The following is a 22,751-nucleotide window of genomic DNA, read 5'->3' as shown; positions in this document are numbered from 1 at the left end:
AGAATTATGATAAAGAAGAGTATTTCATTAATTGCCGTTATGCTTACTATGGCAGTGGCAGCAATGGCACAAAAGCAGGTGGTCAAGGAAGACTACTGGTGGAACGACCAGCCGGATAGCTACGTTTGGTCGTCAGAATCAAATTTTATTGTAAACAACTATGCAGTGGCAACGATGCCGCAGGAGATGGAGGGATGTGTGATTGACGAGTTGGCATTTTATGCCACTGAAATATCGCGTCTGACAGACATCCGCCTTTTCGTGACAAGCAAGCTGAGCCAAAGCCTCGACAACTTTGATATGGTGCTCACGCCGAGCGAACTGCCTACTGAGCCTGACGCAAAGGGTAGATGGCGCGTGAGCGTCAAGTTGCCAGAGGACTATACCGTTCCGTTTGGAGGGGCATATATTGGCTACAGCTCAAAGCCAACGGAAGAGAATGCTCCTGACATTTTCACATGGACAACTGACCCTGAAGGCGGCACTGTCTCATCTGATGAGACTATGTGCATCACATGCAAGAGTGATGATGGCGAGCTGTTCTGGACACCAGTGGGCAAAACCTTCGGCGCAGCTGCCGTTACTGCCCACATCAAGGAGAGGACTGTGGAGGAAAACAGTGTGGCCCTGTATGAAAAGACGGAGTATGTGAAGAAAACAGGAGAGAAGAATTTCGAGTATATCCTGCCTGTGAAAAACCTCAGCGCGAAGGAGATAAAGTCACTCACATACACTATAAACATCGACGGCGGCGAGACTAAGGAATATACCTATACGTTCCAGTATCCTTTCAAGGCATTTGGACTGAGCTCCATTGTGGGTACGATTGACGCTCCCGACACCGACGGATGTCATGCCATGAACGTTGAGATTACTAAGGTGGATGGGGTGGACAACACTTCAGACGCAAAGAACATGAAGCTGATGCTCGTCACCGTGCCAGAGTCTGCACCAAGATACACTATTGTAGAGAGTTTCCGAAACGCCTCAAAGGGCATGATGCCGCTGAACATCGTCGGCGAGCGCAAACTGAAGGAACTCTATGGGGACAAGGCAATCATCTTGGGAGCCAACAGCGGAGACTACTTCAAGTGTGACGACTATCAGGATGTGGTGAGAAAGTATTACTACAACAATCTCGGCAACTTCTGCTTCGACCGCGCCTTGCCAGCCATCGACCCATATAGAGGATATCACCTGTACGACGACCAGTCGGAGATGGTGTATTCCACCAATGAGGCATTTGACTTTATCAATGCCCTCGTATCTGAAGCCACAGTGGGAATTGACGCAAGATGGCATGACAGCGAATGTTCGGCGATTGATGTGAACGTAGCCACTACCTTCCTCTACGACCGTGAGGATGCTCCCTACCATCTTGAACTTTACCTGAAGGAAAGTCCTCTGCTTACGGTGGGAATGGACGATCCGAACTGGGTGAACGAAGCCATCGTGAACGGCTTTTACGGGAGCAAGGTAGAACTGCCCGAGGAGTTCGACGAGTTTGTCAATGCCTATTTTATATTGACCAATTATAATGTTGAAAACCAGGTGAGGGCATGTTGGGGTGCATTGTCCGGCATCGATGGCAGCATAACGGCTCCAATCATCAAGGATGTTCCACAGACCTACAGCGCCACGCTCGACCTGTCGGAAATAAACATCCGCGACAAAAACAACCTTCACCTTGTGGCAATGCTTGTCAACCCGGGAGGCACCGTGGTGAATGCCGCTGAAGTCTCGCTCGGCAATACCACATCTATAGACAACATCAAGGATTCGACAAAAGCAATTACTCCCGATTATATCTATGACCTTAGAGGAATAAAAATGAAAGAAGCGAAGAAGGGCATATATATACAAGGAGGAAAATTGAGAGTCAAGAATTAGGGATTATGAACAAAGCAGGTTTGATTTTTATGGCATTGGTGGCGTTAGGCACCGCCAATGCCGATGCGAAGAAGTTCTACCACTACTCACCAACACTTGCCTTCCTCTGCGACGACGAGACAATGACGGCTGAGGTGAGCGGAACGTATTACACCGAATCAAAGGGGACACTCATCATCCCCGAAACCATCGAGACCAAGGATGGCAACACCTATACCGTGACAGCCATTGGCAACAATTTCATCTATCGCGATGGGTGTTATTACTCCAATGGTTTGGAAGAAGTGGTGTTGCCAAAGACCATCAAGTCGATAGGCATCAATGCGTTCAGGAATAGTAAATTGCAGCGCATCAACCTTCCAGAAGGGCTTGAGTCGATAGGTGACAATGCGTTCTGGAATAGTACGTTGCAACGCATCAACCTTCCAGAAGGGCTTGTGTCAATAGGCGATTGGGCCTTTTATAGTTGTAAATATCTTGAACTCTCGGAGTTCCCATCGACGTTGAAGCACATCGGCAGATGTGCTTTCAGAGGATGTTATTCCATTTCTGTTTCTTCCTTTCCTGATGGAATAGAGACCCTGGGGGCGGGTATCTTCAGTTTTATTACGAGTAAGAATAGTCCTCTGACGAAATTCACCCTGCCGGACCACCTGAAGGAAGTGCCCGATAGTCTGTTCCTTTATTGCTCTAATTTGGAGGAGGTCCACCTTCCTGCCAACGTTGAGAAGATAGGTTCTGGATGTTTCAGCTCGACCAAACTGAAAGAAATAGTGTTGCCTGAGACATTGAAGGAGATTGGTGAGCGGGCATTTTACTCTAACACTCTGTTGACTCATGTGACGCTTCCTAAGGGTGTCACTTCCATTCCCGCCTATGCTTTTTACAACTGCCCCTTCACCTCTCTTGACCTGCTGCATGAGGGCATAAAGGAGATAGGAGACAACGCATTCAAATACTGTCCAATTGAAGAGGTCATCATTCCTGACGGTGTGGTGAAACTTGGTTGCAATGCATTCGGTGAGAACGCGCATCTCAAGACCATCTCGTTCCCCAAGAGCCTCACCGAGTTTGGGGGCAATCCCATGGAACATTGTGACAGCCTGAAGAACATTATTATTGCCGAGAGACATCCTACGCTCCAGCTCACTCCCGACAGTATGCTCGTTTGTAAGAATAGTGACGGTCTGTCTTTGCTCTATGTACATACCTCAACGATCGTTGACAGTACTTTCACTCTGCCAATCGGTACAACGGAGATTGCAGACTATGCCATTGGACGGTATAGGGTGATTAACCGCTTGGATTTTCCTGAAGGTTTGAGACGCATTGGCGAGGGCAACTTCAGGTATTCGGCATTGAAGCAGGCTATTCTTCCCTCTACTGTAGAAGAACTGGGCTCCTATACCTTTAGATATAGCGAACAGTTGGAGAAGGTGGTGCTGCCTCCGCATCTGAAGGTCATTCCTTTCAATGCTTTCTACAGTTGCGAAAATTTGTCTGAGATCAACTGGCCTGATGACTTGGAGGAGATAGAAGGCTGGGCATTCTGTAGAACTAATCTCCCTTCTGAGATAGTGCTCCCCTCCGGTGTTCACACCATCTCTTCTCTTACTTTTGCCAACAACAAACGTGCGTTTGAGAAGTTTGTCCTGCCCGATGGCATAGAGGATATTAACGGCGAGACCTTCCGTGAAAGTAAATTGCCCAACGGTATTGTTATTCCGGGCAGTGTGAAGTTTATAGGTCCAAACGCGTTCTACAACTGTGGCATGAAGGATATTGTCATTCCCGAAGGTGTGGAATATATCGGTGTAGGTGCTTTTATAGGCAACAATCTGACGAATTTGCACTTGCCTTCTACGCTCAAATATCTTGATTCGCAAGCATTAGCATACACCAACATAGCACAAGTCACCTTGCCCGAACACCTGGAGACGTTTGGGGCAGAAGTTTTCTGCGGATGTTCAAACCTGAAGGAACTCGTCTTTCCTGATAAGGTAGATATTAGTCCCTTTGCGCTCTCTGGATTAGATGGTTTGGAACACGTCGTTTTACCTGACAGTATGCCGGAACTATCAACAGGTCTGTTCTGTGACTGTCCCAATTTGACGAGCGTGAAACTGCCCTCAAATCTTCGATTGATAGAGTGTAACTCGTTTGAAAACTGCAGCGCACTCGAAGAACTGTCATTCCCAGCTACCTTGGAATGTATTGGCAATCAGGCTTTCTCGGGCTCCTCACTCAAGCGTGTTGACCTATCGCAAACGGCTCTCAACCTCATCATATGGGAGGCATTTGCCAACAATCCCCATCTTGAAGAGGTGCACCTCCCTGCCACCTGCAATTTCGTAGGTGCAAAGGCATTCGCCGGTTGCGACAACATCCGCGTAGTGGAAGTGCTTGCCACAGAGCCTCCGACAGCCGAGGCTGAGGCATTCCAGTCGCCTGTCACCGAGCAGGCTATCCTCATCGTGCCCGAAGGTTCGGAGGCTGCCTATCGCAATGCCGAGGTGTGGAAGGAGTTCAAGCATATCGCCACACCTACGGGAATGAATTCCATCATTGTTGACACCAAGGATGGAGTGCGTATCTACGATCTTCGCGGCATGGAGAAGAAGGCCGAGAAGGGTATATATATAAAAGGTGGAAAGGTGAGAGTGAATAAATAGAGTTTAAATAATAACCCCAAAGTAATAATAGTAATTAGAATTTTTAAATGAAGAAGACATTTTTTTCAGTGATGGGACTTGCGATAGCAGGTGCACTCACAATTACGACATTGTCGGCATGTTCCGATGATGATGACGAGAACAAGACAAGCTCTTATGTTATCCAGAAGAACGGAGTGGTGGAGCCTTCGCAACAGGTGGATATGGGAGTGTTTAACATCGACGGTAAGAACTACAGGCTTATCTTTGCCAAGACCAACCTGACGGCAAGGGGACTTGCCAAAGCGGAGAGCGACTTCGGCGACTATTTCTCATGGGCAGCTCCTGAACCATGGTGTACAGCATACGAGCGCACTGCCACTTCTTTGTCTCCCACGGCATGGATTTCGGGCAAGACGGATGGATATACATTGGATAATGCGCAATACTATGACGGAACACGATACACGAAATACCAGACTGAGAACGAGCAGTTGTCGGCAGAAGATGATGCAGCCCACAACTTGCTCGGAGGCGACTGGCAGATTCCGTCGCGTGCCGTATGGCAAGCCCTGTTGGATGCCAACAACCAATCGGTTACATGGGGCAAGGACGGAGAAATGAAAATGACCTTCATCGACGAGACGGGAAAACCGGGAATGAAGATTTCAAGCAAGTCGAATCCTGATAACTACATCTTCCTGCCAGCTACGGGAAGAATAATAGAGAAGGAATTCCTCTATGTAGGCATTCAGGGCAACTATCTCAGCTCAACCCTCGGTACACCTTATAATATATGGGGTATGGGATTTGGCGATGGCTCTGCAGGCGTGTTCACCACATGCCGCAGGATGACAGGCTGTGTCATCCGTCCTGTACGACTCGTGGCTGAATAATAATCATTATTAATAATAAAAGTGGCTTTTCCGACGTGAAAAGTCACTTTTTTCTTTATTGACCGAAAGTTTTTCTTTATTGACAAGTGACTTTCAAATCTTTTTCGTACCTTTGCCGCAAAATATTGAATTAACTAACATTATTGAGTATGAAGACAAAGTTACATCTAATCATTATGAGCCTCGTCCTGCTGTTTGTGGCGGGAGGGCAGAGTGTATGTCTTGCGGCTGACACGTGGAGTTATCCTACAACGAAGCCGGAAACGCCTTTTGGCGGCGGCGACGGTTCCTCGTATGATCCCTACAGGATTGAGACCGCCCAGCATCTTGCCAACCTCGCCTATATGGTGACGGACGCAAACACGTATTACAAGGACAAGTATTTCGTACTTACCAACGACATCACGCTCAACGATGACGTCATCGCCGATGACGGCAAAAGCCTGAAGAAATCTCTGAGTGCGTATAATCTTTGGAAACCTATCGGTGAAGATGGAGTAATATACAATGATGACTTCATGGGCAGATTCGACGGATGCGGGCATACGATAAGAGGAATGGTTTGTATATGTTCTGACAGCAAAAAAAGGTATAACGGTTTGTTCGGAGCTATTGACGAGGCACTCATCAAAAACATCAATATGGAGGATTGCTATATTGAACGTAAAGAAGGGGACGGAAAAGGTATATCTTTCGGAATCCTTTGTGGTTATTCTTCCGAATCTACATTTCTCAATTGTACAGTTTCCAAGTCTTTCATAAATGTTGAAACGAAAAATGCGGCGTACATTGGAGGTTTAATAGGATGTATTCCAGGAGGGGCTTATTCATATATTATATCGCATCTTTCTAATTGTAAATTCAGTGGGAATATCAGATTATGTGTAAATGATGTCGCTGATGTTAGAACTCTTGGTGGAATTATTGGTAATGTAATTAGTGAATTTAACGAAATAAATATGGATGACTGTTCGTCAGTTGGTGAGATTGAATATCATGGCAATCATAATGTTAAGGCTCTTTATGCCGGTGGAATTTGTGGGCGCACACCAGATCGTGGTAGATTTAGTAATTGTTTTAGCTCAATGGATATTAATATCAATTCTCCTCTTGCACAAATTAATGCTTGTTATGTCGGGGGACTTGCTTCAAGAGCTGAGACAGAGTATGAACATGACGTTAATATGACAATTAACAATTGTGCGTATCTCGGGAATATAAGAATAGGAGATGCTGCCAACAAAGTGAAAACGAAGTCTTTGCGGGTTTGCGGTATTGGTAATAATAGATCAAAGGTAAATGGCTGTGCGTTTTACGGAAAATTTGATGTTCACTGCACCGCCGAAAAAAATGCCTTAGTTGCTCCTGTTGCCAATTATTGTCTTTTCGGCGATGAATACAAGCACAATGTCGTTTATTCTGTAGGGAATGTAATCGATGTTGATGCAGATGATTTTCACATTGACCAAGTATGCAACTTAATATTTGGGGATAAGAAGCATCAGGACTATTACCACTTTGAAACTACTAACGGTAAAAGCATTGAATGCAAACATTCTATTGCTCCAGCGCAATACTCCAAGACCCTTGCCCAGATGAAGGATGATGACTTTCTCAGGACACTGAATGCCGAAGCAGGCAGCAACATGTGGGGCAAGCTGACTGGAATGAGCGACGCGAGCCTTAACGGCCTGCCCATGCCTGTAGCTTGCGGCGGTGTGCTCTCTGACTATACAGGAGATGGCATGTCTGAAAATTCGGCATATATCATAAAAACTGAAGATGACATTAAGAGATTGATGGAATCAGTCAACAATGGAAGTTCTTTCGAGGGCAAGTTTTTCAAGTTAGGCTTCGACATACATATTACCGGTGCTCTGGACAACTGTATTGGTAATGTTAGTGAAAGGCCTTTCAAGGGACATCTTGACGGCTGTGGCCATGCCATCATAGGTCTGCGCAAGAGCCTCTTCGGCTATATGTATGGCACGGTGAAGAACCTTGCCCTCGTTGACTGCGACATTTGGGACGGCAATTATGCCACGGCACTTGCGAGGTCGGTTGGAGACGAGAACAATAAGGCTGAGGTGAGCAACTGCTATGTTTCGGGTGCGATATCCTTCAGTACGCCTTGGGACCAGTTGGGTTATGCGTCAACCTTCGCCTTCCAACTCGCTAAGGGCTCTTCCATCCACGATTGCTATTTCAAGGGAAGATTTATCGTCAAGGAACAAACGTTCAGTACTTATAATGTGGCAGGGATTGCCATCTATGACGGCAATAGAACAGTAAACACATCGGCAGAATCCCCTGAAGGCATATTCAATTGCTATGCCTCGTTTGATGTCAAAGTGGAGGCAAGCGTGAAGGAAACCCGAAATACATACGGAATCACCAATGGCCTTAATAACGAATCAAATGGCAACTATTTTGTATGTTCCGACTACAGAGTGAGTGAAAACTATAACGGTGGCAAAAAGTTGGGTTCAGAGTCGGAATTGAACGGTAAGTTCAATGGCAAGCCAGGCTGGCTGCAAGGTGTCTATCGTCCATTGCTTGTTTCCGCCAAGCACTATATGGCGAAGTCGCCGGATGGAGCGGTTGCTTATTTCGACGCCATCCCCGAAGCAAACCCGAAGAAGAACTATTTCTACAACATCAGCATTGATGATCCTTATTCCGACGTGTCGCTGTGGCAGCTGCCAAACATGGCGGTATATGTGCCGAACGAGAAGAAGGACTATATCACCACTGGCTATCTCGACCAGTCGGCTGACTTCCAATACAATCGTTCAGCAGATGCCACGGCTACTGCAGGACAGCTTCGCTACGACCTGACGCAAACCGACAAGGGCTACCACATGATTTGTCTGCCAGGAGTGGTGGAGCGCGATGATTTGCCTGATGGCGCAAAGGTGATGATAATAGGAAAGATACAGACGGTTGGCGCACAGGAGCAGGTGAACGTGGTGATGGTTGACACCATACCGGCCGGAGTGCCTTGCATACTCTATGTTCCAACGACAACAGTGACAACAGGAACAACAATACCTCTCGTCATGCGCAGCGGCATAGTATCTACTCCTACAGTCAATGCGACTTACAGCAATTTCAAGGGAACGTTCTCCAAGAACACTAATGTTCCTGCAGGAGCTTGCACAACGGCAAAATATAGTGGCAACAACACCTTGCCTTGCTTTGTCAGAAATACGGTGACAACAACAGCCCAGCCCTTCACCGCATGGCTCGAAGGAGCAACAGGCAACAACGTGCAGATAGTTGACTATATATTGCTCGACGAGGAGAACAAGGCGATGACCGTGACGCTCTCTGAAGATAACGCCAAGAATTGTAATATTAAGATGCGCCGTGCATTGAAGAAAGATGATTGGAACACCATCTGCCTGCCATATTCATTAACATCTGATGAGATTTCTCCGTTGTTCGGCAGCGGCACTAAGGTAGAGACGTTCAGCGGCTTGGAATATAACAGTGGGACTAATTCCTACACCATGAAGTTCAGCGCTGCAGCGGAAATTACAGCCGGCACACCTTATCTTATTAAACCTTCGAAAGATGTTTCGGGCAACATCTACGAGATTAAGGACAGGACGATAACTTGTACTTCTGAAACATACGTTCCGACTGGTACATCCCAAACCGCAAATAACACCACCCTCACCATCACCATGCAGGGTGAATACAACAAGCGCATGATAACTCCTTTCGATGTAACGGAAAGTGAGAACATCTACGTCATCAGCGGCGACAAGATATACCATGTTAATTCAGACGTGGAGATGAAAGGCTTCCGCTGCTATTTCGTGGCAAAGGGCGCATTCAGCAACACCAAAGTGATTCACTCCGACGGCACCTCCACCGACCTGCGCCTTATAGACGCAAAAGCTACGGGCGACACCGATGCCGTTTATGACCTGCTCGGCAGAAAGCGCGATGCTCAGACAAAGGGACTGGTCATTAAGAATGGAATTAAAGTATTAAAGTAACTGAACTTTCGCATATCAGGAAGTTAAAGGAGTTAAGGAAGTTAAGGAGTTAAGACGTATGTCTTGCAGCTTAAAAAACTACGCCAAAAAGACTGTTGTCTTAACTCCGCGCTCCTGAGTCTCGGAGTCGAAGGCAGAATGGATGAACTTATATTTGCCGCCCTTAAAGTGCTGGAAATATCTTTCTTCCTTTGCCGAAAACTCCATCATCATTTTCTGGGCGAGGGGAGCGTACCAGGTCTTCACCTCCTGCTCAGTAGGCGTATAACTTCCCGTGGCGAAGAATCCGTGTAGGAATAATATCTTCTTCATGCTCTAATCATTTGATAATGATGCGCCTGTAATCTAGGAGGATAAGCTATGCTTTACTCCCTTAATAGGCAATATTTCTGCAAAAATACAAAAAATATTCAGAAAAGTGATTATATGGATGGATTTTGTTGGCAGGGCGAACTCGATTTAACCTTATTTTATAAGATAGAGGGATGTTGAGGGATATTTTTGAAACCCGAAATCCTTAATGACCTTAATGACCTTGACCTTAATGACCGGAATCTTTGGGATTTGAAAATGATAATGACCCTTAATGACTTTGACCCTTCATGACCGGATTTTAGGTAGAAACAAAAAAAGACCGCTCTCCTCGCATTGAGGTGAGCGGTCGATTTTCATTTTTATGGCTGAGTCTGCTTATATCAATAAGGTGGACTCCATGTTCTTTATCCCATGCAGCTCTTTACTCCGAGCGTAGTAGCGATAGCGGTCAGAATGCTGATGGCTATCTGCAGAATTGTTTTCCAAGTGTTCGCTTTCATCTTTTTTGAATGTTGAATGTTGAGTGTTGAATTTTTTGTGGGCGGATAGGCTGGGCTAGGGGCTAGCACCCTAGCCTGGTTGATTTCCAGAAGATTTGCGTTCACGCTACGCATTACGATGCTGTAATTAATCATAGTCGTTTGTAGTATGTTTAGAGTCCTTTGTTTTGCAACTCCCCAGGACGCCCCGTTCCTGCCGTTTTCGGGGTCTTCATTGATGACCGGCGCCTGCCATCATTTATGACCCGTGTTAGTCTTAAGAGAAGACCCGAGCAAGGCACAAAAGGCTGTTCTTTCGATTGCCGGTGCAAAGATACAACATTTTCGGGCAGAATGCAAGCTTTCACCCTGACTTTCTATGCGAGAAAAGCTATAAGTAGCTGTAATACAATAAGTTCTATTGATTTTCTATCTGAACTTTATTGCAGAAACAATCATCAATGGGAAAGTAAGGATGAAAAACAAGCGTGTCATTAAGGGTCAGTGTCATTAAGGGTCATTTAGAAAAATGAAAGTGTCATTTTGAGCTATAGTATATATAAATATTTATTTATATATATACTATAGGGGATTTTTCTCCCCCGAAAATGAAAATGACCCTTAATGACCTTGACCCTTAATGACACGCAAGATGAACTTGTGAGTTTTACCTGGTATAGGTTTAGCGTATGTCTGAATATGTTGGTTATTAGTGTGTTATGTGTATTTTGTTATATTCATACTCTAATATTTTGTGTATAATAATTATCTACATATTAAGCCGCTTCAGTTAGCTGATATGTTGTTCGATTCTACATTTTTATCCTTGTTTTCTGTTGCATTTTGTCAAAAATACATCATGTTAGAGACGGATTTAATGTCCGAGGAGGGGCATTTTTTACCCATACTAGAGGGGGTAAAACATCTTCCTAACCCCCATATTTTGCATTTTTCCGTTAAATAACGTGATAAAATTCTTTGGTTGCCAACTTTTTATTATCTTTGGTAGTAATTGATAAAATATTGACGTAGTAATAGTCCGGAAAGCTAGAAACTACATAATAACAATACTAAGATGAGAAGGGATAACCTATTGTTATATAACTATTTAGTATGTATATTCTGTGTGTAAAGCGAATCCTGTATGTTGTGTTATGAATGGAATATATATTTACTTTGTAAATCATAGCATTCGCTTTTTATGCATTCTTCCAATACCTGTTTTCAGCGATGAAAAACGGAAAAATTAGAGTTTTCTGATTACATAAACCCCTTTTTTAGCCCATGAATAGCCGATTTTGCACTTTAATTCATGCCCTCATCGAGCAGCTGAAGGAGGAATATCCATTAGCCACGATTCATGGTCATAATGAATTTGCTAACAAAGCCTGCCCCTGCTTTAATGTGAAGAAGGAGTGGGGCTAACAGATAGGGAACGCATGCGTTCCCTATTTATGCTTATTTCCCGATGCAAATAATGAATGTCATTGATTCTCAATCGGTTAAGAGTTAACGCGCTATTTGTGAGCCGCTTTCTTTCTGAATGAAAAGAATGCTTATTATCAGCTACTTACGATTTTCGTATTTTCACTTGGTTTCACTTGATTTCATTCATTTCGTATATCATATATCTTTACAAACACCCATTTTTAGGGGTTGAATGTTTAACATATTTAACCTTTGTAAACACTCAAAATCTGCATTTTCGTGCTAAAACGTGTTTTTTTATCATTTTTGAGAGGTCGGCTTTTATCTGAATAAATCTGCCATCGTCAGCTGGCATTGGATGTCATCAGAATAGCCGCCCGGCGCAAGTCCATAGGAGGTGATCATCGTGATGAGTACCGTTTTAATGGTGCCTGTTTCCCTGATGAAGGTCTCCCTTCGGTTGTGGATGCGGTTGTCCTCGTCTTCTGTAATAACGTAAGGGGCGTTGGATTATTGCATCGTCTTGATAAGTGATAAAATCAATATATTCTGACATGTTTCTTTCTTTTATAGCTATAGAGAATTGCCCAAAAGGGCAACTATCCTAAAAAATGGGATAGTTCAAACAGGAGGAAGCTATAGTATTAAACATACCTCGTTGTTTAATCATTTCGATTTTAATATCGATATGGATCTCACTTCATCTCTTTGGGTCTGCATTTCCATAAAGCCATAGGGTGACTTGTTATTCGTTCAACGATTGAACTTTCATTAAATAGAATATCTGGTCTATATTCTCTCTGATTGAAGTGTTCAATAAACTTTCTTTCACCTTCTGTGAAAGATAGAAAAGAACCAAGAAAACTAAGTACTTGTTCTTTTAGTGCGTTAAAGTCGAATTTTTCTTTTCTGCTTAATACTGGGAGTAGATGGGCACGAACTTGCGAGAAGGAAAGTTTTTCTATGTGCTTGATGTTTTTGATATCAAGTGTAACCTCCTCTGCTTTGCAACTGGAACCGACAGCCAAGTAGAAAACGAGAATTTTACGGAGAAGAGCTCTTTCTTCCATTGTTTCAAATAGATTCGCCTGTATCATACCATACACGTCATAAATGTCTCGTACAGCAGCTCTACTGATAAGTGCGTTGAGCTTGCTGGCAAAGAGTTCCATCGGTGCGAGGGCACAAACCCTTATGTCTCCAAGAAAGTCGATACTGATTGTACGTTCTTCCATTGGCAGTACGTGGCAACGGTCACTATAATTAATTTCTATCTTAATGTTGTCCGGATTTCCTCCTGCGTTTATATATCCAAATACCCACGAGTCCAGTGTATGTGGACTTTTAGAGCCAGGCTTTAGAACATATCCCTCGTTGGACATATAAGCAAGAATCTCGTCATTTATATTTTTTCTTGCTTTAATCATTTCTTCTCTACTGCAATTCTTGGCAAAATCTAAGTCGATGTCAACAGATAGTCGTGGCATCTGAAAAACGGTGAGATTGATAGCTGTTCCGCCTTTTAATACAAGTGAATCGTGTAGAAATTCATTCTGGTTGAAATATTGTAAAATTTCTGAAAGACGCATTACCTTTTCGAGATTGTCACGGACAAATCCCTTCTCTTTGGCTATTTTTTCTAAATATATCTTGTTATATGAGTTCATTTTCAATAGTTTTTTCAATTACACAATCTTCTGGTACATAAAGCTTCCATCGACATAAATAGGTGTCAGAATCGCCTGTGGAGGTTAGACGTTTGGTATGCAAGGCACCTTTCGAGCGGCACATTTCTATGAATTGGTCGCTTATGTGATGATGCTCTTTGCTATGCTCCAGGATGAATCCTACCTTTTGATAGAGGAATGCTTTATTGTACAATGCCAGATACTTTTCGAGTTTTGGCTCATCAAGCAGTGATATTCCTTCCATGCAATGAAGCAATTCCTCAATGCCTCCAGCACGTTCTATACGGTCACAGCAGTCTATGACTGTTCGTTCCAAATCAGTTACACGTACATAAGGATTTCCCTTGGGAGTTATAACGCCATTTTCCGCAGTTGGTTCAAAAGGGGTTGCACAGTACACAAAGTCTATTCCTTCAAAAGCAAAATCTTTGAAACGGCTTTTGCTGCCAACATAGGCATTGTAGAAAGGTTGGTGGGCAACTCCATGTAATTCAAGAGCTGTGTGCCAACCAACATATGAAGATTCTGAAATCTTGGAACTCAACTCGAACTTGTCACACATGGGAGCATCTGTCGATGGATCAATAGTGACGTACATGTTTCGCCTAATCGGTTTCAGAACCTTCTGAGATTGCCATCGGGATATGGCCGTAGATGTTCCTGCATGAGACAATTTCATCTCACGCATCACATCTTCAAAGTTGAAGATCCTAATCTTGTATAAAGGCGTAAAAGTTGCCATTTTTGCATCGAAGTATTTATATATGAATAACTTTGTGCAAAAATAGCAACTTTTCTCCAAATATCCAAATGTTTAGGCAAGAAAAATAAATAATTATAGTATTTTTAGAATTGATAGACGAATGATGCAACCTTGCCCCATTTCGTATAACTATTCTTGCATTTCAGCAAGGAAAAATAGATTCTCCCAAAATCCTTGACTATATGTTATAAACAAGTTTATTTCGGCATATATACATATATGGTTTTCTTAAACTTGTAAACTTCCTGGTTTGAGTGGCTAAAAATCGGTAGAGGTTTACTATTTGAGTTTGAAAGAACATGTATATATACATGGGTAAACTTAAACCTGTATGCTGTATGCGCCGTAAACTTTGCCTTGGCTGCTCTTTAGCCGGTTCAGGACTTTGCCTTCTTCTCCTTACTGAAATTTCGTAGTCCTTCTCTGCAGTTTCGCTTGTTGACAAGAGATATTGGTTGAGCTTGCCTCTTGTCTCAGGCATCATGCTTCTCTGGTTAGCTTCCATCTACAGACAGATGCTTACCCTTGGCAGTCGTAGGTCTGATTGTTCTTTCCTTAACTTAGCCATATTCATGATGAAGTGTGAGTTTTCCTGCCAGTCTCTTGAACTTATAAGCCGTATTGCGCAACCAGTTTGTTTGAACAACATCGAGGAGGATGCTGCTTTCCTTTACCCAACCAACTGCAGATATTTTCTACTCATCCTTTTCATTCATATTTTTGGACGAAGCATCCACACTTACTTTTTCCGCTGCAAAGTTAGTGCAAGCCACATTTCTGCAAGTACCAGATGCCTTATTCTCAGAATTTTTTCAAAAACTTTTCCGTCTGCTGCTCATCCAAAAAACTTTTCCTGCCCAAGGGTGAAATAATTCGATAATTCCTTGCTTCCTATGTTTTCCTTGCCAACTCTGATAGCATCGTAAAAAATAAATGTTTCACTTCTAAAAATATTGAATTATGAAAAAGATGGAAAATTCTTTCGCAGTAACTGGTTTCGTAGGTAAGGATGCAAGCATCCATCAGTTTACAACCGCAAGCGTAGCTCGCTTCTCACTGGCCATCAGCCGCAATGAGAAGAATGGCGATGAAAACTCTCGCACTTCTGCCTTCATGAATGTAGAGGCTTGGCGCAAGAACGAGAATACCTCTTCATTCGACCGCCTGGTCAAGGGAGCACTCCTCACTGTAGAGGGCTACTTCAAGCCAGAGGAATGGCAGGATGCCGAGGGAGTCAAGCACAACCGAGTGATTCTCGTAGCCACCAAGTTCTACGAAGCTGTTGAGAAGGAGAATGCTCCTGATTCTCAGCAGGGCAAGACCCAGAAGGATAAGTAAATCCTTCTCTCCAGATAAAAGAGCGGCCTTCGGGTCGCTTTTTTTTGTGCTTATACTTCTTGTCATTTTAATCATTCTGCTTCATTTTAATACCCTATTAAAACGATGCAAAACCGTCAATAACCAACAGATATACAACAGCTTTTTCTATTTTATGCTTATACTTTTCCTTGCTGAAAGGATAGCCAGTTATAGGAGGATTTCATTCATCGACTTCTGGGAATCGGTAAGAATTCTGTTGCGAAGGTAACGGTTCTGTCTTATCTTTACAAGGTCAGGGCGCTGCTTTGCTGAAAAATCTCCACACCTTTCGGGTAGTATTTTGCAGACAAAACCTTGTATGGATAGCCATAACACCTTCTGAATGCAACATAATTTTTAACCATCCCCGAAGTAGTTGATCTACGAAAGGGAGATTAAATCAGATGGCATTATGACAACAATTAAATCAATTCTCAGCCGACTTACCCAGGCAGTGAGCGGCACAGACAAGGAGCTCTTCAGTGAGCAGGAGTTGAACCAGTTTGTTTCATTCTATCTTGACAAGTGGGATGAAAACACAAGCGAGGACGTGGTGGCAGAGTCTTTCGTGGACTATTGGTGGAACACCGACAGGGCTTGCAGACGATGCTCGGAATGTGGCAAGCTGATGCGTGAGGGTTATTGCGCTGACATGGGAGTAGCCTACTATTGCAGCAAGGAATGTCTGCATAGCGACTTCACGGATGAGGAATGGGCAGAGGAATGTGAATCCAACGACCAGAGTTATTATACAGAATGGTAATCCTAACGTTTCCCCTGACACTTTGGGTTGTTAGGGGAAGCGTGAAGGAACTCTCGCCAGATACCCGTACCTTTGTACACGTTAATACATGTAGCCACGTACACGTGGAGCCATGTACACATGAATACGTTTATACATATATACAAAAGATTTTATATTATGTCATTGAAAATCATTACATTCGCCAATCATAAAGGTGGCGTTTCGAAGACCACCTCTACAGCCTCCATCGGGGCTTGCATGGCACGTATGGGCAAGAAAGTCCTGCTCATAGACCTTGACGGTCAGGCAAATCTTACCCTGTATTTCATCCCTAATGAAGATGAAGTGCAGGCAAGCATCTTTGACTCTCTGGTTGAAGGCGCACCCCTGCCAGTGAAACACATCAGGGAGAACCTCGACCTCGTTCCTTCCTCCCTCGAAATGGCAAGCGCAGAGATTGCCTTGACCAATCTCCTGGCAAGAGAACAGCTGCTGAGCCGACTGCTCGAACCCGTGAAGCAGAACTATGACTACATTCTCATAGACTGTCCTCCATCTTTGGGAATCGTCACCACAAACGCTTTCCTCGCAGCTGATAAAATCATCGTTCCGATGACTCCAGAGCTTCTTCCTCTGAAAGGAATGAGAATGCTCGATTCCTTTGTCTCTACATTGCAGCGAGTGAAGCCGAACCTCAGACTGGGAGGAGTTTTCATCGCCAGATTCAACCATCGCAAGTTGAACAAGGTGGTTGAGCAAGCCGTGAAGTCCCGTTACGAGACTATCACCATGCAGACTCGCATCCGTGAAAACATCGCCCTGGCAGAATCGGCAGGCAGCGGTCAGAGTATCTTTGAATATGACCCTCAGTCGAACGGAGCGAAGGACTATCAGGCATTGACAGAAGAAATTATTTCACGTAATCAGTAAAGACTATGGCAAAGAAGAATATGGACATTCTGCTTGGCAACATTCTCGGAAAGGCTGCCATTCATCCGCAGGACAGATTTGACAGGTCTCCTGGGAATCCTCAGGAGCAACAGATTTCTGCTCCCAACCCTCAGGCAGTGAGCGATTCGCCTAATGATGAACCCTGGCGACATTTCTCCTTTATATGCTCAAAGGAACTCGTTGACAAGGTTCAGAGCATCGCCCGAAAAGAAGGTTTCACCATCCGTTCCTTCATGGAATACGTCATGAAACAAGGCGTTGAAGCTTATGAGTCGAAGTATGGTAAGGTCAAGAAAATCAGGACTAAAACCATCCGGGAAGTCATGTAGAAAGTGTGGACGTGTAGCCATGTACACATGAATACATTGATACACGTGTACGATGATACAAATCCCCATGTGGATATGAATACAATGAAATTAAATAACATCAAAAACGAAAAGTCATGAAAATGAAAAAGTATCTTTCAATCGCCATCCTTCTGATGATGATGGCTTCACCAGTAGTATTCACCTCTTGCGGCAATGATGACCCGATGGGGGAGGTCGAGAGTCCGGAAACAAAACTGGACGTTTGGACAGAGCCATTCCACATCATGGGTGCGAATGTGGATGAGGTCAAGAGCTATATGGCTCAATCCATGAAGCGTTACCGCCAGGTGGCTGAGACTTCCGGCGACAACATCTCGTTGACCTATATGACAGGGCAGGGTAGTGAAGGCGTTCTTTACAGCTTCTCCCGTCTTGACGGTTCGCTCTATTCTGTCATTGATACGGAGCAAAGTGTGAACCGTGGGCTTGTCATTGACTATCTGAAGAAGCACTACACGCTTGTTTCAGCCGATGAAGCCAGCCTGCAGTACTGCTTCACCAACCAGGAAAAATCCATGGTGATTACAACCATGAAGATTTCAGACTCCTATTTCAATGTGAACTATTCATTGGTTTATTGATAGTAAAAGCCTTAAACATATATAAAAACAGGATTTAACCCCGTAATCTGCAATAAAATTACAAATATCGGGGTTAAAACGGTTTTTGTGGTGTGTCAGAGGTAATTTAATCGTTGAAAATCCTGCATAAGAAAGTTGCTATTTTTGTACGCAGATATTCGTATATGAATACTTCGATGCAAAAATAGCAACTTTTTGGATTACGTCCGCACTGTGGACGCAATTAGGAAAATCTAACTTTCATTGTTGTTGGTCATGTGGACGTGAATAAATGTATATATGTATAGGTGTGTACATGAATACACATTCAAAAGCCGTAAAATGCCGAAAAAGAGACTCTTTAAACCCTTTTTTCTAGAAAAATCGCTCAATAAACAACTTTTTTGAAACTTTTTTCTTGCTACGAAAAAAGACTTCACTCTCCCTTTCTACCTTTGCATCGTCAAAACAAGGAAGTATGGGTGAGCGGCTTAAACCAGCACACTGCTAACGTGCCGAACCGAAAGGTTCCGAAGGTTCGAATCCTTCTGGGGCGACAAGTAAAATAAACAACTTCATGGTGTAATTGGTAGCATACCAGATTTCGGTTCTGGAGGTGGTGGTTCGAAATCGCCTTAAGCGAGAGCAGAAGCCAAGCTTGCTTGGATTATGCCGAGTGCATGGCGATTCTCAAAGAAATCCATCTGGAGTTTATATGGAGTTTGTAGCTCAGTTGGTAGAGTGCCAGGTTGTGGCTCTGGTGGTCATGGGTTCGATCCCCATCAAACTCCCAAATGCTTCAATAGCACAGTGGTAGTGTAGCTCCCTTGTAATGAGCAGGTCGTAGGTCCGAATCCTACTTGAAGCTCCACATAAGAAAGGCTTCTTTTCAGGCAATTTTGCTTGAAAAGAAGCCTTTTAGCTTTCTTGTAAGACGATGGCTCGTTGATGTTCACTCATAATTTTCCTCCTTTATCCTTACACAAAGTTCAGAATAGATTTGAGTCTGTCCTGTACTTTGTTGAGCACCTGGATGGAGTCTTCGTTGTTCTTATCCTTCTTGTTTTCAAGAAGAATGATAGCCTTCTTTATCAGCTTGCAGTCCTCTATGGATAAAGGCATTTCAGTGATAGAGTAGTCTGGATCAGCGTATCTGTAGTATATTCTGTCATAAACCTCGATAGGAGCATTGTAGCCCAGTTTGTCAGATCTCATAATCTGTATGTCCATCTGAACAGTTCTGGCGCATACTCCTTTGGTGATTCCCTCCATGTCGTAGAGTGCATCGCTACATGCCTCCACGAGATCATCGAGAGTCCATCTTCTGTATCTGTTTCTTAAACAGTTGTCTATAGTTTTGTACCTTATTAAGGCATTCTTATTTGCTGGCATAGTTCTTTCATTTTAAGCGTAAAAAATGGTTGGATTTTATCCAGCTTTTCCTCGCCATGTCAGAGCAGATGCAAGCATTTGGCTAAAAAGAAAAAGTTGGATTCTCCCGGCAAGGAAACTCCAACTCTTCAATATTATCTCTGTTCTCTGTGGGGCACGCTGCTACGATACCCGATAGAAATAACTATGCGAATAATGATATGGGAATCCTATACCGGCTGTATCTGATGTACTTGATGTATGTACATAACTATTCCGCTCAAAGCGTCGATAGCTCTGAACGAATGATTGTGATGTTATGTGCATATTTAAATTCATTTCCGTATAGGATTTTTTATTGTATTTTACTTCTAAATTCTTTTAACGGGTGCAAAGATACAAAAATAGTGCGAAATCTTTTTGCGTAGCAGCAAAAAAATGGTATAAACATGCGGATTTTAACCAAAATGAGCTGTTCTTATAGTGATAATCGGCTAATTGTCCCTTTTAATGCTTCGCCCACGCCATAGTCCAGTAAGCATGAACAGTTAGCCAGGGTGTTGTTCTTTCGAGGCCGATTATATCGACTTACGAAGGAGCAACACGCTGGTTTTAAAAACTGTTGATACTTGCTTGGCCTATTCCCACCCGGCTTTTCTATCCCTGCAGTCATTCCCTGTTATACTTTTTCTTCTTACTGAAACCAGAAGGCTTTGATGCCGTATCGTCTTTGGGATTTCGGGATTCTTTTTCTGCAAAGTTATCGCGTATTTGGCAAATAGCAAGTCGTGATTCGGTAACAATCTTCCTTTTCCATGTAACATGCAAAAGAGTATTTTTCCCATCAGACTTGCCTTATTGCCTTGTACGCACTTTGAAAAGCAGAAAAAGCTTCCCGATCCCAAGTCCGAAAGGACTTAACGAAAGGGAGAAAATAAATTTAGAGACTATGGCAAAAGATTTCAACAACCGCCTGATTACTCCAGAATTGGAGAAGGCAATGCAGGACTATCCGCTCTATTCCCAGGATAGCAAAAAGAAGGATGCAGTTTGCATCGCAGTGTTTTTCATCGGCAACGCTCGCTGGTACATTCTTGAAGGACAGCGAGAGAATGATGATTTTGTGCTCTTTGGCATCGTTGTAGGTTTGGCTGAGACTGAGTACAGCTACATTTCTGCCAATGAAATGGCAAGTGTGGAGTTGGACGCAACCAAGTTCGGACTCGGCAAGGTCAGAGTGGAGCAGAGAAAGCCATTCCAACCATGTCAGCTTTCTGAAATCATCGACAGAGAGTTGCAGTCTTTTCTCAACAGACTTTACGATTGAAAACATTTTTCTCGGTGGGTAGTGGCTGATGGCTGCTACCTGCCAAGTAACAACACTTAAAGCAATGAACATGGTACAGGTTTACATCAAGGGACAGGAGGATAAGGAGTTGAGCAGCTTTTTGCGCTATTATCCGGTACGTATCAAGAACATCGGTATGGATGCTTTCTTCGACCGCCAGGTTATCTATGATTTCAAGGATGGTCGAAATCATGCAGATGTGGCGAAGTGCGTGGCAAAGATGCTTGTCAAGGTTGTTGGCGAACGTACCGCAGTTCATGGCACAAAGGTCAAGAAGGAAGAGCGAGCAAAGCGCTTGAAGGAAAAGAATAATATTGAGGTGGATGCGAACTTCTTCAAAAACAAGATAGTCTGCATTTGGGACGATGTGGTCACTACCGGCACTTCTTTCTGTGCCTACACCGCACAATTGGAACAAGTCGGGGCGCACGTTACAAACGGCATTTTCCTCGGCAAGACATCTTATAAATACGTACAGCAATGAAAAGAAAGAACATGACAAAGTTTGACAAGGCTGTTTCGGCAGCCTTTACAGGACATCGCTTTTACAACTTCTCACAGCAGGAGGTCATAAGAGAGCGATTGACCAAAGCCATCCTCGAAGCTTACGAGCATGGCATCAGCAATTTTATTTCGGGATTCGCCATCGGTATTGACTTGATGGCAGCCCAGATTGTGCAGTCGTTGAAACCTTCCTGCCCGGGAATGACGCTTACCGCAGCCATTCCTTTCAGAGGTCAGGCAGATAGGTTCAAGCCCAGTGATAGGGTGGTTTATGATGGATTAATGGCTTCTGCAGATGAGGTGATCATCCTTTCAGAATACTATTACACCCGATGTTTTCTTGATCGAGACGAGTTCATGGTTGAGAATGCGTCCCTTCTCATTGCCTTCTATGATGGGAGAGAGAAGGGTGGAACTTACTACACTTTCAAGAAAGCCAACTGTTTGGGCATTACGGTTGTGAATGTATATTGAATAACTCGCTAAATATCAAGCTTATGAATGAATTTGTTGACATCATTGTTATCTACATCGTTCTCCGTGCCATCCTCGCCTTCCTGGGCGCATGGTGGCATGGAGACGGACGCAACGATTTCAGACGAGACCGATAAAAGGATTGGTCTCAATAGTTTTGTGTACTATTTCTCAATGACCTATACGAGCATCATTGCTACAGAAAGTATAGTGACAATCTGGATGAATCTTCGGAAGGCTTTTTCTGGGAAGAGTTTTACCAGACGGATTCCGAGCAAGGCTCCGATTCCTATTACCGGGAGCATCAGGAGGTTCAGCGAGAACGAGCCCCAGGTGATATTGTCCCAGGCAAAGATTTGGAAAGGAACTTTCAGCAGATTGACAACGAGGAAGAACCAGGCGTTAATGCCGATGTATTCCATCTTCTCCTTGCGCATCGAGAGCAGATAGACAGACATTACCGGTCCGGCAGCATTGCCAATCATCGTGGTGAAACCGCCGAGCAGACCGAAGAGGGCAGAATACCACCATTTATGCATCCATCTGTTTTCCTTGCCGAATATTTCGCTCCAAATCATTACAGCCATCGCCAGGGCGAGCGTCCAACCCATCAGTTGGCGGAATCCCTGTGCCGGGACGAGTTTGTCAACAAAAAGTGCTACGAGAAAGCCTAATAAGGCTGTTGGCAAGAGCTTTGCCACAGTCTTCCAGTCGGCTATGCGCTTGTAGTAAGCCACAGCCATGATGTCGGCCATGCAGAGCATCGGCAGGATTACGCCTGTTGATTCCTTGGCTCCAAAAGCCATTGCCATGTAGGGCACGATAAGGAGCATCATTCCCTGCACACCGGTTTTCGACATTCCTATGCACAATGCAGCCAGTGCCAGGATTGACCATTGAAATACGGATAAAGTTTCAATCATTTTCTCTCTTCTTTTTATTTGTTACTAT

Annotated in this window: 18 protein-coding genes, 2 tRNA genes and 1 pseudogene; 15 read left to right on the top strand and 6 right to left on the bottom strand. The window is 43.8% G+C overall.

Annotated features, from left to right (window positions below; genetic code table 11):
• The first annotated feature begins 6 nt into the window (after positions 1-6).
• The 4 genes from NQ544_RS04665 (at position 7) to NQ544_RS04650 (ending at position 9,444) form a co-directional block, all read left to right on the top strand.
• Positions 7-1,890: a hypothetical protein gene (locus NQ544_RS04665; protein WP_006846523.1), complete on the top strand. Its 1,884-nt coding sequence runs from the start codon at positions 7-9 to the stop codon at positions 1,888-1,890.
• A 5-nt stretch (positions 1,891-1,895) separates the two neighbouring features.
• Entirely contained in the window at positions 1,896-4,562 is a 2,667-nt protein-coding gene (locus tag NQ544_RS04660) for a leucine-rich repeat domain-containing protein (protein WP_006846524.1), read from the top strand.
• Between the two features lie 47 nt (positions 4,563-4,609).
• On the top strand, positions 4,610-5,437 hold the full coding sequence (locus NQ544_RS04655; protein WP_006846525.1) for a hypothetical protein: 828 nt from the start codon (positions 4,610-4,612) through the stop codon (positions 5,435-5,437).
• Positions 5,438-5,586: 149 nt separating this feature from the next.
• Complete coding sequence (locus NQ544_RS04650) at positions 5,587-9,444, top strand: M26 family metallopeptidase (RefSeq protein ID WP_006846526.1); 3,858 nt, start codon at positions 5,587-5,589, stop codon at positions 9,442-9,444.
• Positions 9,445-9,522: 78 nt separating this feature from the next.
• On the opposite strand, the gene NQ544_RS04645 is transcribed toward NQ544_RS04650, so the two are convergent.
• Both NQ544_RS04645 and NQ544_RS04640 read right to left on the bottom strand, forming a co-directional pair.
• A complete protein-coding gene (locus NQ544_RS04645; protein WP_006846527.1) occupies positions 9,523-9,756 on the bottom strand; it encodes a DUF1653 domain-containing protein in 234 nt (77 codons plus the stop codon).
• 407 nt (positions 9,757-10,163) lie between these two features.
• The gene (locus NQ544_RS04640) at positions 10,164-10,259 is read right to left on the bottom strand and encodes a smalltalk protein (protein WP_167529918.1); all 96 of its coding nucleotides are present in this window, start codon (positions 10,257-10,259) and stop codon (positions 10,164-10,166) included.
• 1,263 nt (positions 10,260-11,522) lie between these two features.
• On the opposite strand from NQ544_RS04640, the gene NQ544_RS04635 reads away from it, so the two are divergent.
• The gene (locus NQ544_RS04635) at positions 11,523-11,663 is read left to right on the top strand and encodes a peptidoglycan recognition protein family protein (RefSeq protein ID WP_006846531.1); all 141 of its coding nucleotides are present in this window, start codon (positions 11,523-11,525) and stop codon (positions 11,661-11,663) included.
• A 698-nt stretch (positions 11,664-12,361) separates the two neighbouring features.
• On the opposite strand, the gene NQ544_RS04630 is transcribed toward NQ544_RS04635, so the two are convergent.
• Together NQ544_RS04630 and NQ544_RS04625 are read right to left on the bottom strand one after the other, a co-directional pair.
• A complete protein-coding gene (locus NQ544_RS04630) occupies positions 12,362-13,333 on the bottom strand; it encodes a nucleotidyl transferase AbiEii/AbiGii toxin family protein (RefSeq protein WP_006846533.1) in 972 nt (323 codons plus the stop codon).
• Positions 13,320-14,096, bottom strand: coding sequence for a type IV toxin-antitoxin system AbiEi family antitoxin domain-containing protein (locus tag NQ544_RS04625; RefSeq protein ID WP_006846534.1), 777 nt, complete (start codon positions 14,094-14,096; stop codon positions 13,320-13,322). The genes NQ544_RS04630 and NQ544_RS04625 overlap by 14 nt, the downstream gene beginning before the upstream one ends.
• Positions 14,097-15,077: 981 nt before the next feature.
• Here NQ544_RS04625 and NQ544_RS04620 point away from each other — a divergent pair.
• The 7 genes from NQ544_RS04620 (at position 15,078) to NQ544_RS04590 (ending at position 18,974) form a co-directional block, all read left to right on the top strand.
• Positions 15,078-15,455, top strand: coding sequence for a single-stranded DNA-binding protein (locus NQ544_RS04620; protein ID WP_006846538.1), 378 nt, complete (start codon positions 15,078-15,080; stop codon positions 15,453-15,455).
• Positions 15,456-15,888: 433 nt separating this feature from the next.
• Positions 15,889-16,239, top strand: coding sequence for a hypothetical protein (locus NQ544_RS04615; RefSeq protein ID WP_208854992.1), 351 nt, complete (start codon positions 15,889-15,891; stop codon positions 16,237-16,239).
• A 159-nt stretch (positions 16,240-16,398) separates the two neighbouring features.
• The gene (locus tag NQ544_RS04610; RefSeq protein ID WP_208854993.1) at positions 16,399-17,151 is read left to right on the top strand and encodes a ParA family protein; all 753 of its coding nucleotides are present in this window, start codon (positions 16,399-16,401) and stop codon (positions 17,149-17,151) included.
• Positions 17,152-17,156: 5 nt separating this feature from the next.
• Complete coding sequence (locus NQ544_RS04605; protein WP_006846542.1) at positions 17,157-17,501, top strand: hypothetical protein; 345 nt, start codon at positions 17,157-17,159, stop codon at positions 17,499-17,501.
• 122 nt (positions 17,502-17,623) lie between these two features.
• Positions 17,624-18,124, top strand: coding sequence for a hypothetical protein (locus NQ544_RS04600; protein ID WP_260113670.1), 501 nt, complete (start codon positions 17,624-17,626; stop codon positions 18,122-18,124).
• Between the two features lie 697 nt (positions 18,125-18,821).
• Positions 18,822-18,894, top strand: a tRNA-His gene (locus NQ544_RS04595).
• 5 nt (positions 18,895-18,899) lie between these two features.
• Positions 18,900-18,974 (top strand) — tRNA-Thr (locus NQ544_RS04590).
• Between the two features lie 241 nt (positions 18,975-19,215).
• Here NQ544_RS04590 and NQ544_RS04585 read toward each other — a convergent pair.
• Positions 19,216-19,495 (bottom strand): annotated as a pseudogene (locus tag NQ544_RS04585) (hypothetical protein); the annotation flags it as partial.
• A 928-nt stretch (positions 19,496-20,423) separates the two neighbouring features.
• Here NQ544_RS04585 and NQ544_RS04580 point away from each other — a divergent pair.
• From NQ544_RS04580 to NQ544_RS04570, 3 genes are all read left to right on the top strand, one after another.
• Entirely contained in the window at positions 20,424-20,801 is a 378-nt protein-coding gene (locus tag NQ544_RS04580; protein WP_040552543.1) for a DUF2958 domain-containing protein, read from the top strand.
• A gap of 64 nt (positions 20,802-20,865) precedes the next feature.
• Positions 20,866-21,306, top strand: a complete 441-nt coding sequence (locus NQ544_RS04575; protein WP_040552732.1) for a type I phosphoribosyltransferase — start codon at positions 20,866-20,868, stop codon at positions 21,304-21,306.
• An 11-nt stretch (positions 21,307-21,317) separates the two neighbouring features.
• Complete coding sequence (locus NQ544_RS04570) at positions 21,318-21,800, top strand: SLOG family protein (protein WP_040552734.1); 483 nt, start codon at positions 21,318-21,320, stop codon at positions 21,798-21,800.
• Positions 21,801-21,979: 179 nt separating this feature from the next.
• On the opposite strand, the gene NQ544_RS04565 is transcribed toward NQ544_RS04570, so the two are convergent.
• Entirely contained in the window at positions 21,980-22,723 is a 744-nt protein-coding gene (locus NQ544_RS04565; RefSeq protein WP_006846550.1) for a sulfite exporter TauE/SafE family protein, read from the bottom strand.
• Positions 22,724-22,751 lie beyond the last annotated feature (28 nt).

Origin of the sequence: Segatella copri DSM 18205, assembly GCF_025151535.1 — a bacterium.
GTDB lineage: Bacteria > Bacteroidota > Bacteroidia > Bacteroidales > Bacteroidaceae > Prevotella > Prevotella copri.
The sequence above is the reverse complement of the archived record's forward strand: the minus strand, read 5'-3'. Positions and strand labels throughout refer to the sequence as shown.

Bases quoted from the DNA above. Each gene is read 5' to 3' on its own strand.
- NQ544_RS04665 (WP_006846523.1), top strand. From the start codon at position 7: ATGATAAAGAAGAGTATTTCATTAATTGCCGTTATGCTTACTATGGCA.
- NQ544_RS04660 (WP_006846524.1), top strand. From the start codon at position 1,896: ATGAACAAAGCAGGTTTGATTTTTATGGCATTGGTGGCGTTAGGCACC.
- NQ544_RS04655 (WP_006846525.1), top strand. From the start codon at position 4,610: ATGAAGAAGACATTTTTTTCAGTGATGGGACTTGCGATAGCAGGTGCA.
- NQ544_RS04650 (WP_006846526.1), top strand. From the start codon at position 5,587: ATGAAGACAAAGTTACATCTAATCATTATGAGCCTCGTCCTGCTGTTT.
- NQ544_RS04645 (WP_006846527.1), bottom strand. From the start codon at position 9,756: ATGAAGAAGATATTATTCCTACACGGATTCTTCGCCACGGGAAGTTAT.
- NQ544_RS04640 (WP_167529918.1), bottom strand. From the start codon at position 10,259: ATGAAAGCGAACACTTGGAAAACAATTCTGCAGATAGCCATCAGCATT.
- NQ544_RS04635 (WP_006846531.1), top strand. From the start codon at position 11,523: ATGAATAGCCGATTTTGCACTTTAATTCATGCCCTCATCGAGCAGCTG.
- NQ544_RS04630 (WP_006846533.1), bottom strand. From the start codon at position 13,333: ATGAACTCATATAACAAGATATATTTAGAAAAAATAGCCAAAGAGAAG.
- NQ544_RS04625 (WP_006846534.1), bottom strand. From the start codon at position 14,096: ATGGCAACTTTTACGCCTTTATACAAGATTAGGATCTTCAACTTTGAA.
- NQ544_RS04620 (WP_006846538.1), top strand. From the start codon at position 15,078: ATGAAAAAGATGGAAAATTCTTTCGCAGTAACTGGTTTCGTAGGTAAG.
- NQ544_RS04615 (WP_208854992.1), top strand. From the start codon at position 15,889: ATGACAACAATTAAATCAATTCTCAGCCGACTTACCCAGGCAGTGAGC.
- NQ544_RS04610 (WP_208854993.1), top strand. From the start codon at position 16,399: ATGTCATTGAAAATCATTACATTCGCCAATCATAAAGGTGGCGTTTCG.
- NQ544_RS04605 (WP_006846542.1), top strand. From the start codon at position 17,157: ATGGCAAAGAAGAATATGGACATTCTGCTTGGCAACATTCTCGGAAAG.
- NQ544_RS04600 (WP_260113670.1), top strand. From the start codon at position 17,624: ATGAAAAAGTATCTTTCAATCGCCATCCTTCTGATGATGATGGCTTCA.
- NQ544_RS04580 (WP_040552543.1), top strand. From the start codon at position 20,424: ATGGCAAAAGATTTCAACAACCGCCTGATTACTCCAGAATTGGAGAAG.
- NQ544_RS04575 (WP_040552732.1), top strand. From the start codon at position 20,866: ATGAACATGGTACAGGTTTACATCAAGGGACAGGAGGATAAGGAGTTG.
- NQ544_RS04570 (WP_040552734.1), top strand. From the start codon at position 21,318: ATGACAAAGTTTGACAAGGCTGTTTCGGCAGCCTTTACAGGACATCGC.
- NQ544_RS04565 (WP_006846550.1), bottom strand. From the start codon at position 22,723: ATGATTGAAACTTTATCCGTATTTCAATGGTCAATCCTGGCACTGGCT.